Consider the following 13,498-nt stretch of genomic DNA (forward strand, 5'->3'; position numbering starts at 1 on the left):
GGACCCCGGGGCGACGGCGAACACCTATCGTGAGAGGGGTGAACCGACAACCGCATCGAGCTTGCGTTCGACAGAAGATTCGCCACCTTACGGATCCTGGCGCTCGCCGGCGTACTGGTCGGCTACTCCCTGCTGCTGCAACGCCCGTCCGGCGCCAGGGACTGGGGCCTGGCAGCAGCCGGCCTGGTGCTGTGCCTGGTCGCGGGCAGATGGGTGTTCGGCGCGCTCCTGGCACAGTCAGGCCTGCTCGTCGTCGCACACGCGCTGGGCTCCGACACCGTGTCCTCGTTGAAGGTCCTGGCCGCGGTCACCCTCTTCGAGCTGGCGGTCCAGCAGTCCGGGCGCCGCCTCGCGGCCGGGGCGACCGTACTGGCGCTCACCATCGCCGTGAACCGCTTCGAAGAACTGCCCGGCGGTTCCCTCCCGATCCTCTACAAGATGTGCATCGTCGCAGGCGCGCCGCTGCTCATCGGCTCGTACGTACGCGTGACCCGCGACGCCGCACTGCACGCGCGGGAGTACGCGCACCAGCAGGAACTCCGCGCCGAACAAAGGCTCCTTGCCGCCCGCACGGCGGAGCGCACCACCATCGCGTGCGAGTTGCACGACCTCGTCGCCCACCACGTCTCCTCCATGGTGCTGCGCGTCGGTGTCGCCCGGCACGTCACCGCCGCGCCCGGCACCACCGCCACCACCGACCCGCGGATCACCGAAGTCCTCGACGACCTGCACGCCAGCGCCGGCGCGGCCCTGACGGATCTGCGGCGCCTGGTGGCCGTGCTGCGCGCCCCGGACCGCACCCACCACGACATCGGTTCCGTGGTCGCGCCCGGAGCGCTGCTGACGGCACTGGAGTCGGTGGCGGAACACAGCCGCCAGACCGGCCTGACCGTGACCGCATTCGTGGATCCCCTTGTCGCGAGGCTGGACGTGGTACGTGGCCTCGCCGTCCTCCGCCTGGCCCAGGAGGGGCTGGCCAACGCGGCCAAGCACGGCGGGCCCGGCGCACGGGCCGAGCTGGCGGTTCGGGTGGTCGATGACGTCGTCCACGTGACGATCCACGACGACGGGGCCGGAAAGGCCCGAACACCGGCCCCCGGTTCTTCCGGACACGGATTGATCGGCATGCGCGAACGCGTGGACCTGCTCGGCGGCCGGCTGGACGTCGGCCCCGCAGCCCAGGGCTGGCGCCTCTCGGCCGAACTGCCCGCCCTCGGAAGCCACATGGTGCCCCAGTCGTGATCGGTATCCTCGTCGTCGACGACCAGCAGCTCGTCCGCATGGGACTGCGCATGCTCTTCGAGCAAGCGCAGGACATCAGGATCCTGGGCGAGGCGGACAGCGGGGCGGAGGCCGTACGACTGGCCGAACGCCTCGCTCCCGACGTCGTCCTCATGGACCTGAGGATGCCCGGAATGGACGGCATCACGGCCACCCGCCGCATCCTGACCGTGCGTCCCGCCACCCGGGTCGTCGCCCTCACCACGTTCGACGACGACGACCACCTGTACCCGGCGCTCGCGGCCGGAGCCTGCGGCTTCCTCGTCAAGGACACCCCGCCGGCCGAACTCCTGGAGGCCGTACGCCGGGCCGCCGACGGTCAGGCCCCCTTCAGTCGGGACGTACTCGACCGCCTCGTGGCCCAGGCGCTCCACACCCGCCCGTCCTCGGACACCCCGTCGGACCCATCGATGGACACCCCGGTATCGGCCATCACCCCGCGTGAACGGGAGGTACTCGGACTGCTCGGTGTCGGCCTGTCCAACAAGGAGATCGCCGACCGGCTGCATCTCGGGGTCACCACGGTCAAGACGCACGTGGCCAGCCTCATGGCGAAGACGGGCCGGGACAACCGCATCCGCCTTGCGGTTCTCGCCGTCCTCACCGGCATCACCCCGGAATGACCGTCGCTCAGGTGGACCACCCGGAAGGAACGCGCGGGTCCGGTACGTACGCACAGTACGTCCCCGTGCGGATCGTCCGGTCGAGGTGGTCGCCGAGCGCCGGAGAGGCTTCATGGAGGCGGCCGATGGTCTTGCGGACGGCCTGGGTCACTGCGGCCCGAGCCCGTTCCGAGGCCACACCGGCGTGCCTGTCGCGCCCACCGAGCCCGACGGCCCGGGCGAGTTCGTTGATGAGGAATTCGCGTTCGAGCTCGGTCTGTTCCCGCCTGGCGATGTCGTTGTCGGCGCGGGCCTCCTTGATGTCGTCCTCGATCTCGGCGAGCCGCCGGCCGTACATCTGCTTGGCACGGTCGTCCAGGAGGGGACCGGCGTCTCCGACGCGGACGAGGCCCGCCGCGGCGTCGGGGTCGTCGCTGTCGGCGGCGACGAGGTCGAGGACGTGGAACTCCCGGCCCGGCGCGGCGAGCATCCGCGCGAGGTGGTGCATCCCTTTGCTGTCGCGTGCGGTCACGCGCCGACCGTTGAAGACGACCCTCCAGTAATCGCCTTCCCGGACGAACGTGTCCGGTTCGGTCGAGGCCGGCTGTGCCTCGTGGGCCGCAGGAGCGTGGGCGATCCGTTCGAGCTCGGTACGCGCCGCCTCCCGCTCGAAGGCCTCGGCCCGGACGTTGCCCACGGCGCGCTGGGCGTCCGCGAGCCGGAGCCGGCACTCGGCCGTCTCGTAGGGGGCGCCGACCTCGCTCCACGTACGGACGGCGTCGGTGAAGCACGCGGCCGCGCCGCCGGCGTCGCCCTCGGCGAGCAGGACCTCACCCCGGGCGTGCAGGGCCGATGCGGCGAGCGCGTTGCTTGCGAAGCGGACGGAGACCTCGTGGAGCTCGCGCGCCGCCGTCCTCGCCGTCCCCACGTCACCACCGGCGATGGCGATCCGGACCTGTGCGTCCAGCAACGGCGCCCGCCGCAGCTCGGACGTGGGCGGCAGCTCCTTCGACGGCACCGGCAGCGGCCGGGCCAGCGCCTCCCGGATCGCGGCGGCCGCCGCGTCGACGTCACCGGCAGCGAGGCGAACGAGCGAAAGCCCGGGTTCGGGATCCCACCCGAGGCGGTGGGCGGCGAGCAGCGCCTCTTCGGCGCCGGTCAGGTCGCCTCGTCGCAGCCGGATCCGGCCCAGTTCCGTCAGCGGCCACCCCAGCTCGCGCCGTACGTAGGGGCGCAGCTCGTCGCACGCGAGCAGCACCTGCTGCTCGGCGTTCGCGCACTGGCCCCGCAGGCGCAGGATCTCCGCCCGGTGCACCCGGCAGCGGCCGTGGAGGCTGCCGATCGCGTTCGCGCGTGCCCACCGCTCCATCGCCTCCGTCCACTGCTCGGCCAGGTCGTACTGGGCCAGGCCCTGCAGTGCGCACACCACCTCGCAGTAGACGACTCCGGTCGACAGTGCGTCGAGGTCGCCGGCCATCGCCGCCGTGCCGGCGTCGCCGAGAAGCTCCAGGCCTCGTTCGACGTCACCGTCGAGGACCATCAGCCGGGCCTGGGCCACGCGCCCGATCGCCGCTGCCGCCGGATCGGTGCGCGAGCCGGTCTCGACCGCCCGTGCGGCCCAGTCCCGAGCCGCGTCGAGGTCACCGCTGAGGAGTCGCTCGAAGGTGCGCACTGCGGCGAACCAGGCGTGCGCGGGCGTCGCCGGTGCGGGGTCGAGGAGGCGTTCTGCGCGACGCAGCCACCCCCGTACGGGTGCCATGAGCGCGGTGTCGAACAGCAGGTGCATGGCCACCCGGACGGCTGCTGCGGCCGCACCGTTGTCCTCGCCGAGCCCGGACAGCACGCCGTGGAGCCGCTCCCAGGTCTCGATCGCGACGTCGAGGTGCCCCGCGGCGTACGCGACACCGGCGAAGTCGGCGAGGTCCTCCGGGCCGAGCCCGCCCGCCTCCTGGGCCGCCAGGTAGCCGGCGTAGGCGTCCGCCCACGCCCCACGGGCCGCGGCGCTCCGCGCCTGGTCGAGCGCGGATCCGTCACCGGCGGCAGGGGTCACGGACATGTCCTTCGGTCCCGGGTCGGGCCGGTTACAGCGGTAACCGCTCCGCTTACGCCTCCATAGTGAGCCGCAACCGCAGCGGAGGACATCATGGACACCGTCACAGTGAGCGACATCCAGCTGGAATACGAGATCCACGGAACCGGGGAGCCGGTACTGTTCATCAGCCCGGTCCTCTCCGACGGGTTCGTCCCGCTCCTGGCCGAACCGGCACTCAGCGGGCGCTACGCACTCATCCGCTATCACAAGCGGGGCTGGAGCGGCAGCACCCACAGGCCCGGGCCGGTCGCCGTCGCCGACCACGTCACCGATGCCATCGGGCTGCTCGATCACCTCGGTATCGACCGCGTCCACGTGGCCGGGCACTCCAGCGGCGCGGCGGTCGCCGCCCAGCTGGCCCAGGACCGGCCCGACCGCATCGCCACGGTCGCCCTGCTGGAGCTCTCCCTGCTGTCGGTGCCGGCGGGCGAGGCGTTCTTCGCACAGGCGGGGCCGGCGTTCCAGGCGTACGCCGACGGGGACGCCGAACGCGCCATCGGGCTGTTCCTGTCCCTCGTCAGCGGCATGGACGGGGAACGCTGCCGGACCCTGCTCGACGAGCGCCTGCCGGGCAGCGTCGAGCAGGCGGTCAAGGACGCCGACACGTTCTTCGGGATCGAGCTCCCCGCCCTGGCCGAATGGCGCTTCGGCGCCGAGGAGGCCGCGGCGATCCGTCAACCAGTGCTGTCCGTGCTGGGAAGCGACACCCGACCGCTGTGGGTCGAGGTCGCCGCCTTCCTCCGAGCGACCGTGCCCGACGTCGAGGAACGCGTCATCGACGGCGTCGGCCACCTGCTTCACATCGAACGGTCCAGGCCGGTCGCCGAGGCCCTGGCCCGGTTCCTGGCCCGGCACCCCCTCGCATCCTGACCGAGCCGACCTCCCTCTGGGAAACGATCAGTAAGGGACGGGTGCGGGCAGGGCGGCCTCGGCCACGCCGTGGCGAGCACCCCCGTGGTTCGCCACGGCGTGTGCGAGGCCGTCCTGAGTGGGTCAGTCGGTGGGGGGCGGTGCGGCGGGTCTCGGCGTGCCGGTGGGGTGGAAGCGGGTGATGCGCTGCGGGGGGACGATGGTGGGGAGGAGGAAGCTCCACAGGTCGGTGACGCGCGTGTGCAGGTCCTCGCGCCGGGTGCGGACGTGGGAGGTGACCTGGATGCCGGTGAAGGCGCCGACGAGGAGGGTGGACAGGGCCCGGACGTCGAGCGCGGGGTGTATGTCGCCCTGTTCCTGAGCCGGTGTCAGGCAGCTGCGGCAGGTGGCGATCCAGGTGTCGTACGGCGTGGGGTCGGGGTTGGTGAAAGCGCCGAACTCGATGACCAGGCGGATGCCGGCGCGGATGCGGACGTTGGTGCGCAGTCCGTGCGCCATCTGGTGGGTGAGGTCGATGACGGTCTGCAGGCCGGGGTTCTCGATCGCGGGGATGTGTTCGGAGACCTGGAAGTGTTCGTCCATCAGGGCGCGCGCGAGGGCTTCCTTGGACGGGAAGTGGAAGTACAGGGCGCCCTTGGTGACTCCGGCGTACTTGACGACGTCGCTGAGGCTGGTGCCGTCGAACCCGCAGAGGTCGAAGGCCGTGGCCGCGCCGTCGAGTATGGCTCGGCGGGTGATCTCGGCCCGCTCCTGTCTGACCCTCGTCACGTGCTCGCCCCCAGGTCGCTGTCGTCGAGCGGTGTTCGCTGTGGTGTGTCGCCAATGTAGTCCGGCCGCCCGAAAGAAAACCAGTCGACAGGTACTGGTTTCGCGAGGTGGGTGAGCGGTTCGCGGAGTTGTGGGGTTTTTGCGTAACGGCATTCCGTGGCAAGCGAGTTGAAGCCGATACGGCGAGGAGCGCGGCGGCCCGGGTGGGGCGTTTCGAAGCGGAGACCGCCGGACGCGTAGGCTCGGCGCCGTGGCTGATCAGATGCAGAGGATCGTGACCGGGTTGCCGGACCTGACGAAGGTCACCGATGTGTGGGCGGTGGCCGACGGCCGGGTCGCCCAGGGAGACCCGGCCTTCTGTGCGGACCTCGGCATCGCCCTCGCCGGCGCGTACGGCTCCGGCCAGGTGTGGCAGTACAGAAGCGTCTTCGACCACCTGCTCCGCCTGCTCGCCACCACACCAGGTCCCGAGAACGCCGCCCAGGCGGTGCGGCTGGTCTCCTCGAAGGCGGTCACCAGCAGGAACCTGGACCGTTTCACGGCCTCCTTGCTCGCCTCCGGCCAGGAGGCCGAGAACCTGGCCGCCGCGTTCTCCGGACCCGCCTCGGAGGAGCTTCGGGCCTGCCTGCTCCACGAACTCGTGCTCAGGGGTGTCGCCGTGCACGAGACGCCCGGTGTCGCCGGCTGGGCCACCTCGCCGCACTGGAGGCACCACCCGTTGGGCCGGCTGCCCTTGACGCTGTCCGACGTGGAAGGCGTTCCCGACCTCCCCCGATACGGCCCGCGCGGCAGCAGCCACTCGATGCCGTTCGGACCGTCGGAGAGCCGCGCACCGGTGACGGCCGCCGGCGCGTCCGTCCCCCCGGTGGAGGAGACGACGACGGAAGCCGCGGCCACGGCCCTGGCCGGCGCCGTGGCGAACTGGGCGGAAGAGTCCAACGGACGCATCGAGGCACGGGACTTCGCTCTCGCGGCCCCGCTGGACGCCGCGTCCGTCCCGAACGCGCTCCTGACGCTGAGGTTGGACTGCCTGGACGGAGCGGGCCGGAAGGCGGCCCTGTCGGTCTCCGTCCTTCGCCCCGACCAGGCGTGGGCCGTGCTCTTCGCCGCGGCGTCGTCGGGCGGGGCGTACAACTCCGGTTCCTTCGGCGCCTACGGCCGCCTCGCCGCCTGGCAGTCCCTGGCCGCCCTGGCCGGCTGCCCGGAAGGTGCCACCACCAGCGAGGTCGAAGCACGCGTACGGGACTGCGTCTGGCACGGCTTCGACGCCGACACGAAGTGGTTCGAGCAAGTGGCCTGGGACATCGGCCTGGCCGCCCTGACCCCGGACCGCCGGCGCCTGGCCGTCCTCGCTGCCACGGACACCGATTGACCTGCGAGGGGCTGCGCGCGTTCCGACTGAACGTGGAGCAGAGCGGGCTGGACGACCTCCGTGAGCGGTTGGCCCGGGTGCGCTGGCCGGACGAGCTGCCCGGCGTGGGGCGGGCGTACGGGATCCCGCTGGAGCGGGTCCGGGAACTCGTCGGGTACTGGCGCGACGGCTACGACTGGCGCGCGGCGGAGGCCCGGCTGAACGAGTGGCCGCAGTTCACCACGGTCATCGACGGGGCGCGGGTGCATTGCGCGCACCTGCGCTCACCCGAGCCGGACGCCACCCCCTTGCTGATGACCCACGGCTGGCCGGGATCGTTCGTCGAATTCCAGCGGGTGGCCGGCCCGTTGACCGATCCCCGGGCACACGGCGGGGATCCGGCCGACGCCTTCCACCTGGTGCTGCCGAGCATCCCCGGATTCGGGCTCTCCGGGCCCACGACCGAACCGGGCTGGGAGTTCAAGCGCGTCGCGCGGGCGTTCGGCGTGCTGATGGAGCGGCTGGGGTACGGGACCTACGGCGTGCAGGGCGGTGACTGGGGAGCCGCGATCTCGCGGGAGCTCGGGCGGATCCTGCCGGAGCGGGTGATCGGGGTGCACCTGAACCTGCTGCCCGGGGGCGGGGCCACCGCCGAGCCCCGGCCCGAGGAACTGGCCGTGCTGCCCGCCGCCGAGCGGGAGCGGACACTGGCGTCCTGGGAGCGGTACCGGACCTGGGCGCGGGATCGGCAGGGCTACGCCGACATCCAGGCGACCCGGCCGCAGACCCTCGCGTACGCGCTGACCGACTCACCGGTGGGACTGCTCGCCTGGATCGCGGAGAAGTTCGACGAGTGGAGCGATCCCGGGTGCCCGATCGACCGGGACCAGCTGCTGACCAACGTCATGCTGTACTGGCTCACCGGCACGGCCGGCAGCGCGGCCCGGATCTACTACGAGCGGGCGCACGCCGACTACGCCGGGCAGCCGCCCGAGGTGTCCCACACGCCGACCGCGCTGGCCGACTTCCCCCGGGACAACTTCATCCCGCTGCGGCACGTCGCCGCGCGCACCGACACCCTCGTGCGCTGGACCTCGTACGACAGGGGCGGGCACTTCCCCGCGATGGAGGTCCCCGACCTGCTGGTGGGGGACGTACGAGCCTTCTTCAGGCAACTGCGGCACCTGCGGCAACTCGGCTGAGCGGCGCCGTCCGTGCCGGGAGGCGTACGGAGTCCGACGTCGACGACGTCACGCGGCCCGGTCGTGCAGGATCCGGGACGGCCTAGAGCCGGGTGGCGGTGATGCGGTCCACGGCGTCCAGGGCGGCCGGCCACGGGAAGTGGGCCGGGGCGTCGGGGCCGGCCGGGCCGGGGACGAAGCCGTTGTCGCCGTAGAGGAGCTCGACACCCGCGCCGCGCAACGTGGCCAGCGACGTCTCGAACTGGGGGTGCGCGGCGAGCGCGGCGTTCGCGCAGGGCATGGCGACCGTGGGGGTGTTCTTGCCGAGCGCCTCGGCGGCGACGCCGACGGCGAAGCGGTCGGTGAGGCCCAGGGCCCAGGCATTGACGGTGTTGAAGGTCGCCGGGGCGAAGAGGAGGGCGTCGGCCGTCGGCCAGACGTCGGCCTCGCCCGGGAACTTGTACTGCCAGCGCACCGGATGGCCGGTGAGCGCGGCGAGTCCGTCCAGGCTTTCCGAGACCCAGTGTGCGGCGGTGGGGGTCAGCCCCAGGCAGACGTCCCAGCCCCGGGTCTGGGCGTCTTCGACGACGTGGGCGACGTCGAAGACGGGCGGGGCGGCTGAGCAGAGCAGGTACAGGGTCTTCGTGGTCATGGGGCCAATATGATCATATCGCTTGACCTCAAGTAAGGTTGAGGCGGCATGATCAAGCCCATGGACATCGAAAACCACACCGAACCCGACATCAAGGCGATCGAAGAGGTCGTCGCCACCGTCGAGCGCACGCAGCGGGCCAAGGACGCCGAGGGGTTCCTGGCCCTGTTCCATCCGGACGCCCTGTGGACCACGGCGCACGGGAAGGTCCTCATCGGGTTCGAGGAGATCGCCGCTTTCACGCGGGCCGTGTTGCCCGCGGCGAGTTGGGACGGGGAGGTCACCTACGAGGTGGTCCACATACAGTTCCTGCGGCCCGACGTTGCCGCGGTGAAGGTGCGTCAGGTCTACCACGGGGCCGACGGCGCCGGCAGCGAGGGCGCCCCGCTGTACGTGCTGACCCGCGAGGCGGACGGCCCCTGGCTGCTGACCGCCTGCCAGAACACGCAGGTCGCGGCGGATCCGGCCTGAGATGTCGCTCCCGGGCGCGGTGCTTCAGGCCTCCTTGCGCGCTTCGCGCTGCCTGACGAGTTCCTCGACCGCGCTCGGGAGGGTCGTCTCGAAGTCGATCAGCTTCGCCCAGGTGGGGGTCACGACGATCCGGACCATGCCGTCGTAGAGCGAACGGATCTCGGACTCCCACACGACCCGCTGCTCGGCCGTCATCGCGTACGTGCTGTTCGACTGGAGGAACTCCTCCGGGATGCCCTCGACGACGTCCAGCTCGGCCCGGCCGCGCAGGAGCAGGATCTTCGGCGGGTGCACCTCGGTGTCGATCGTCAGGGCGACCGCCGGGTTGTGGCGCAGCGCCGGCAGCTTCGGTGCGTTCTTCGGAGTGCACATGACGATTTCCGCGCCGTTCCAGACGAACGCGATCGGAACGGTCCGCGGCGTGCCGTCCTTGGCCACGTAGGCCAGGCGGGTCAGGTCCCGGGCCAGGAGCTCCCGGCTGAGCGGACGGTTCAGGACCTCGCTGATCTCGCTCGGCTGCACGGTCGGACCCACCTTCCAGTGATCGTCGGCCGGCACCACCCGGACCGGGTGATCCCAGGTGTTTTCACCACGTACGGGGCGGGGAGGGGGCGGCCACGATATCTCCGGTGGCCCCGCTCTGTCACGTGTGACGGGCCGGTGCGCGCGTCCCCTCGGCCGCTGCGCGCCGAAACCTCGCCGGTGGGGGAGAGTGGTGCCGTGGTCGACGTCGACGAGGTGGCAACCGAGCTGTACGGGCTCAGGCCGGAGGAGTTCACGGCAGCCCGGGACGCGCACGTCGCCGAGGCGCGCAAGGCGGGGGAGCGGGACGCGGCGAAGCGCATCGCGGCCCTGCGCAAGCCCACCCTCGCCGTCTGGGCCGCGAACCTGCTCGCCCGCGCCGACGCGGACCAGGCCCGGCGCCTGCTGGAGCTCGGCCGGGAACTGCGCGAGGCGCACCGCACCCTGGCCGGGGAGGACCTGCGGAAGCTGTCGCACCAACAGCACGTGGTGATCGCGGCGATGGCCGCCGAGGCCCGACGCCTGGCCGGCGACGCGGGGCAGGAGGTCGCCGAAGGCGTTCAGCGCGAGATCGAGCAGATCCTCCGTACCGTCCTCGCCGACCCCGAAGCCGCCGAGGCCTGGGCGCGGGGCGTGCTGGCCAAGGCCCCGCCCCCCGTCGTGGGCTTCGCCGAACTGGCACCCGTGGACGTACCCGGCACGGCGCCGCCACGGAAGCGACGGAAAGCCGACTCCGACTCCGACTCCGAGTCCGAGACCAAGCCGGAAACCGACACCGACACCCGGGCCGCGCAGGCGCGGGCGCGGGCCCGCGCCGAGGCGGACCGGACGCACCGGGAGGCGGAGCGGGCCGAGGAAGCGCTCGCCACGGCGGAGTCGGAGCGGGAACGGGCCCGCGCCGGGCTCGGCGCGCTCGACGAGCAGATCACGGACCTGCGGGCCCGGCTGGACCGCGCCCGGGAGGAACGCGACGGCCTCGCCGCAGCCGCAGAGGAAGCCGACCACCGGCACCGGCAGGCCGCCCGGGAGGCGAAGACGGCGCGAGCGGAGGCACGGAAGGCCCAGCGCGCCCTCGACGCCGCCGATCACGCCACACCGAGGGCCCGGCACTGACGGTTCGCCGCGGCCGCGTGGGCCAGTTCCTCGTCGTCGAGGAGTTCCGCCAGCCGGGCCCGCGGTCTGGGGGTCGAGGGCGGCCAAGGCGCGGACCGCGGGGTCCTGGTGGTCGGCGAAGGCGGCCAGGCCGGTGGTGGGGAAGTGCGGCCGAGTGGTGAGGTGCGCCCGCGTGTGGCCGTGGCACTCGAGGAAGCTGCGCAGCAGGAGTGACGCCGGGGCGTCCGGATGGTTCTGGGCCGGCAGGACGCGCACGCCGAGATCGTCGTCGACGGTCAGGCGTTCTACGAGGTCGGGCGGCAGGGAGGGGTCCGTGGCGAGCGCGCGGCGTTCGGCGGCTCCGAGGTCCGGGCGGCCCGCGATCCCCGCGCGCACCTCCGGGTCCGGATCGTCGGCCAGGACCACCACCACCTCGGCGGGCAGGCTGGGGTTAGCGGCAATCGCCGCCCGCTCCCCTCAGCGACCGGAGCGGTGAGGACGTCGTCCACGACCGTTCTGCTGAGGGCCCGGTGCAGCAGCAGGCCCGAGGGCGCGTGGCACGGCCGGTCGGGCAGTTCCCGCTCCACCTCCCGACGCCCGTACGGCGGGCCTGCGCGACCGGATGAGTGGGCATGGCCCGACGCAGCCCCGGGTGGACGAACCACTCGGGACCGTCGACCAGTTGGGCCCGTTGCGCCGGATCGACATGGGGGTTTCGGGCGAAGAAGCTGCGGGTGCGGGTGTCGGGGTGTGCGAGCACGGCCTCGACGACCGCGTCGGGCAGGATCCGGTCCCGACACAGCACCATCCGCACGGCCGGCGGCCCGTCGGCGAGCAGCCGCAACAGGACGTCCTCCGGAGAGAACGGATTGAGAGCCACTCAGGCGAGCCGACGCGCGGGCAGATCAGCGGCTTCCCAGATTCCTACAGGCGCAGGCATGCGTCATGACCCCCGTGTGTCAACCGCCCCCCGGGGCAACCGGGCCGTGACCCTACCGGCCGCGCCCGGCCGTGGACCGAGCCCGGCCGTCACTCAGCCGGTGGGCCCGCCGGTACCGACGGGCCCGGCATCCCCGGCGACCGTGTGCGGCGTACGGGGACGGAGGCGGGCGGCGAGGACGGCGACGTCGTCTTCGGCGTGCTGTGCGTCGAGTCCGGCGCAGACGGCGCCCACCACATCGGCGACCGCGGCCCCGGCGGTCATGCGGAGCGCCGCGAGCCGGGCCAGGGAGGTGTCGATGTCCTCGCCGCGCCGTTCCACCAGGCCGTCCGTGTACAGGAGGATCGTATGGTCGGGGATGAGCGGCAGGGCGACGGCCTCGTAGCCGCCGATGCCCGTACCCAGCGGAGGGCCGACGGGGACCTCCAGCAGCCTGCCCGGGCCGTCGCCGGTGAAGACGGCGGGCGGCAGGTGTCCGGCGCTCGCGTACACGGCCGTACCGCGGGCGGGATCCACGCGGACGATCAGGCAGGTCGCCGGGCGGCGGCTGTCGTCCGCCGCGGACAGCGCGTCCAGCTGGCGGAGGACGCGGTGCGGGGCGAGATCGGTGGAGGCGACGTCCCGCAGCAGGGAGCGGTAGGCGTTCATGTCGACGGCGGCTTCCAGGCCGTGGCCCATGACGTCCCCGACCACCAGCAGGGTCCGGCCGAAGTGCAGCCGTACGGTCTCGAACCAGTCGCCGCCGACGAGCGCGCGGGCCCCGGCCGGCAGGTAGCGGGAGGCGACCTCCAGGTTCGGGTGGGGCCGACCCGGTTCGGCCACCAGGGCGCGCTGGAGGTCCAGTGCGACCTTCTCGGTCGCCGCCAGGCGCCGCGCGTGGCCGATGTGCGTGCAGGCGAGCCGGGCCGCGAAGTGCAACGTCGCCGTCTCGTGGTCGCTGAAGCCGCCGCGCGCCCGGGCCACGAGGAGGCGTCCGTAGAGCTCGCCCCGGCCCAGCAGCGGCACCGACAGGACGTGCACGGCCCCCTCCGCACCCCGGCCGGTGTACGCGTGCACGGCATGCCCCTCGTCCAGCGCCCGGACCGCGGGGGCGATCTCGGCGGCGGGGCCGTCCAGGAGATCCGTCGCGCCGGCCGTGGCCACCCGTTCGTTCCTGCCGCCCCGGGTGGTCAGGTCCACGGCCGCGGCGTCGCACAGGGTCCGGACCACGAATCCGGCGAGCTCCCGCCAGGTCTCCCGCTCGTCGAACGACGTGCCGACCTGCGCGAGAGCCCCTTCCATCGCGCGCAGGCGTGCCTCCAGGCCGTCCCGGTCAGTGCCTTTCACCAGCCCAGCGTATTGCCTGACCTCGGGAAAGGAGGGCGATCACGCCCCGTCCGGCGCGGTCCTGTGCACGACAACGGGAGCGGTCCGCGCCCGGCAGGAGTCCCGGTCACCGGACCCTGCACCGGGGGCGGACCGGCGGACGGTGCCGTCGGCCCTGGACGCCGACGTTCGCTGGCGCCGGACGTGACGGGCGCGCAGTACGACGTACAGTGCGGCGGCGGCGACGGCGGCGGCGCACCAGGCGCCGATGATCACGGCAATCATGGTGAGGACGGCCACGGGTACTCCTCGGGTGGGAGTCGGCGAGGGGCAGCGACAGCGGGGACGGTCGCCGGACGGAAAGGTGAACT

At 72.7% G+C, this 13,498-nt stretch carries 13 protein-coding genes; 7 read left to right on the forward strand and 6 right to left on the reverse strand.

What is annotated here, in order from left to right:
• The first annotated feature begins 186 nt into the window (after positions 1-186).
• Positions 187-1,242: a sensor histidine kinase gene (locus ACFYP3_RS12015; RefSeq protein ID WP_388830631.1), complete on the forward strand. Its 1,056-nt coding sequence runs from the start codon at positions 187-189 to the stop codon at positions 1,240-1,242.
• Positions 1,239-1,904 carry a response regulator gene (locus ACFYP3_RS12020; RefSeq protein WP_388830634.1) on the forward strand — a complete coding sequence of 222 codons (666 nt, stop codon included), beginning with the start codon at positions 1,239-1,241 and terminating at the stop codon, positions 1,902-1,904. Before ACFYP3_RS12015 ends, ACFYP3_RS12020 begins: the two co-directional genes overlap by 4 nt.
• Before the next feature lie 7 nt (positions 1,905-1,911).
• Here ACFYP3_RS12020 and ACFYP3_RS12025 read toward each other — a convergent pair whose 3' ends face one another.
• Positions 1,912-3,939 carry a transcriptional regulator gene (locus ACFYP3_RS12025; RefSeq protein WP_388830637.1) on the reverse strand — a complete coding sequence of 676 codons (2,028 nt, stop codon included), beginning with the start codon at positions 3,937-3,939 and terminating at the stop codon, positions 1,912-1,914.
• Positions 3,940-4,026: 87 nt separating this feature from the next.
• Between ACFYP3_RS12025 and ACFYP3_RS12030 the strand changes: the two genes are divergently transcribed.
• The gene (locus ACFYP3_RS12030) at positions 4,027-4,845 is read left to right on the forward strand and encodes an alpha/beta fold hydrolase (RefSeq protein ID WP_388830640.1); all 819 of its coding nucleotides are present in this window, start codon (positions 4,027-4,029) and stop codon (positions 4,843-4,845) included.
• Between the two features lie 123 nt (positions 4,846-4,968).
• Here the strand turns inward: ACFYP3_RS12030 and ACFYP3_RS12035 are convergent, their stop codons facing one another.
• Positions 4,969-5,613, reverse strand: coding sequence for a ScbR family autoregulator-binding transcription factor (locus ACFYP3_RS12035; protein ID WP_388830643.1), 645 nt, complete (start codon positions 5,611-5,613; stop codon positions 4,969-4,971).
• Positions 5,614-5,863: 250 nt separating this feature from the next.
• Here ACFYP3_RS12035 and ACFYP3_RS12040 point away from each other — a divergent pair, with 250 nt between their 5' ends.
• Positions 5,864-6,985 carry a DUF6183 family protein gene (locus ACFYP3_RS12040; RefSeq protein ID WP_388830645.1) on the forward strand — a complete coding sequence of 374 codons (1,122 nt, stop codon included), beginning with the start codon at positions 5,864-5,866 and terminating at the stop codon, positions 6,983-6,985.
• Positions 6,982-8,166, forward strand: a complete 1,185-nt coding sequence (locus tag ACFYP3_RS12045; protein WP_388830648.1) for an epoxide hydrolase family protein — start codon at positions 6,982-6,984, stop codon at positions 8,164-8,166. The genes ACFYP3_RS12040 and ACFYP3_RS12045 overlap by 4 nt, the downstream gene beginning before the upstream one ends.
• A gap of 82 nt (positions 8,167-8,248) precedes the next feature.
• Here ACFYP3_RS12045 and ACFYP3_RS12050 read toward each other — a convergent pair whose 3' ends face one another.
• Entirely contained in the window at positions 8,249-8,797 is a 549-nt protein-coding gene (locus ACFYP3_RS12050) for a flavoprotein (protein ID WP_388830650.1), read from the reverse strand.
• Between the two features lie 60 nt (positions 8,798-8,857).
• On the opposite strand from ACFYP3_RS12050, the gene ACFYP3_RS12055 reads away from it, so the two are divergent.
• Positions 8,858-9,268: an SgcJ/EcaC family oxidoreductase gene (locus tag ACFYP3_RS12055; protein ID WP_388830652.1), complete on the forward strand. Its 411-nt coding sequence runs from the start codon at positions 8,858-8,860 to the stop codon at positions 9,266-9,268.
• 24 nt (positions 9,269-9,292) lie between these two features.
• On the opposite strand, the gene ACFYP3_RS12060 is transcribed toward ACFYP3_RS12055, so the two are convergent.
• Complete coding sequence (locus tag ACFYP3_RS12060) at positions 9,293-9,790, reverse strand: pyridoxamine 5'-phosphate oxidase family protein (RefSeq protein ID WP_388830654.1); 498 nt, start codon at positions 9,788-9,790, stop codon at positions 9,293-9,295.
• Between the two features lie 198 nt (positions 9,791-9,988).
• Here ACFYP3_RS12060 and ACFYP3_RS12065 point away from each other — a divergent pair, with 198 nt between their 5' ends.
• A complete protein-coding gene (locus ACFYP3_RS12065; protein WP_388830656.1) occupies positions 9,989-10,903 on the forward strand; it encodes a hypothetical protein in 915 nt (304 codons plus the stop codon).
• Positions 10,904-11,915: 1,012 nt separating this feature from the next.
• On the opposite strand, the gene ACFYP3_RS12070 is transcribed toward ACFYP3_RS12065, so the two are convergent.
• Together ACFYP3_RS12070 and ACFYP3_RS12075 are read right to left on the reverse strand one after the other, a co-directional pair.
• Positions 11,916-13,148, reverse strand: a complete 1,233-nt coding sequence (locus tag ACFYP3_RS12070) for a PP2C family protein-serine/threonine phosphatase (RefSeq protein ID WP_388830658.1) — start codon at positions 13,146-13,148, stop codon at positions 11,916-11,918.
• Positions 13,149-13,187: 39 nt separating this feature from the next.
• Complete coding sequence (locus ACFYP3_RS12075) at positions 13,188-13,427, reverse strand: hypothetical protein (RefSeq protein WP_388830660.1); 240 nt, start codon at positions 13,425-13,427, stop codon at positions 13,188-13,190.
• Positions 13,428-13,498: the final 71 nt, after the last annotated feature.

The organism is Streptomyces sp. NPDC005533, assembly GCF_042871845.1.
In the GTDB taxonomy this organism is placed as follows: Bacteria; Actinomycetota; Actinomycetes; order Streptomycetales; family Streptomycetaceae; genus Streptomyces.

Excerpts from the sequence above, each read along its gene's own strand:
- ACFYP3_RS12025 (WP_388830637.1), bottom strand. The coding sequence starts at position 3,939 with ATGTCCGTGACCCCTGCCGCCGGTGACGGATCCGCGCTCGACCAGGCG.
- ACFYP3_RS12055 (WP_388830652.1), top strand. The coding sequence starts at position 8,858 with ATGGACATCGAAAACCACACCGAACCCGACATCAAGGCGATCGAAGAG.
- ACFYP3_RS12050 (WP_388830650.1), bottom strand. The coding sequence starts at position 8,797 with ATGACCACGAAGACCCTGTACCTGCTCTGCTCAGCCGCCCCGCCCGTC.
- ACFYP3_RS12030 (WP_388830640.1), top strand. The coding sequence starts at position 4,027 with ATGGACACCGTCACAGTGAGCGACATCCAGCTGGAATACGAGATCCAC.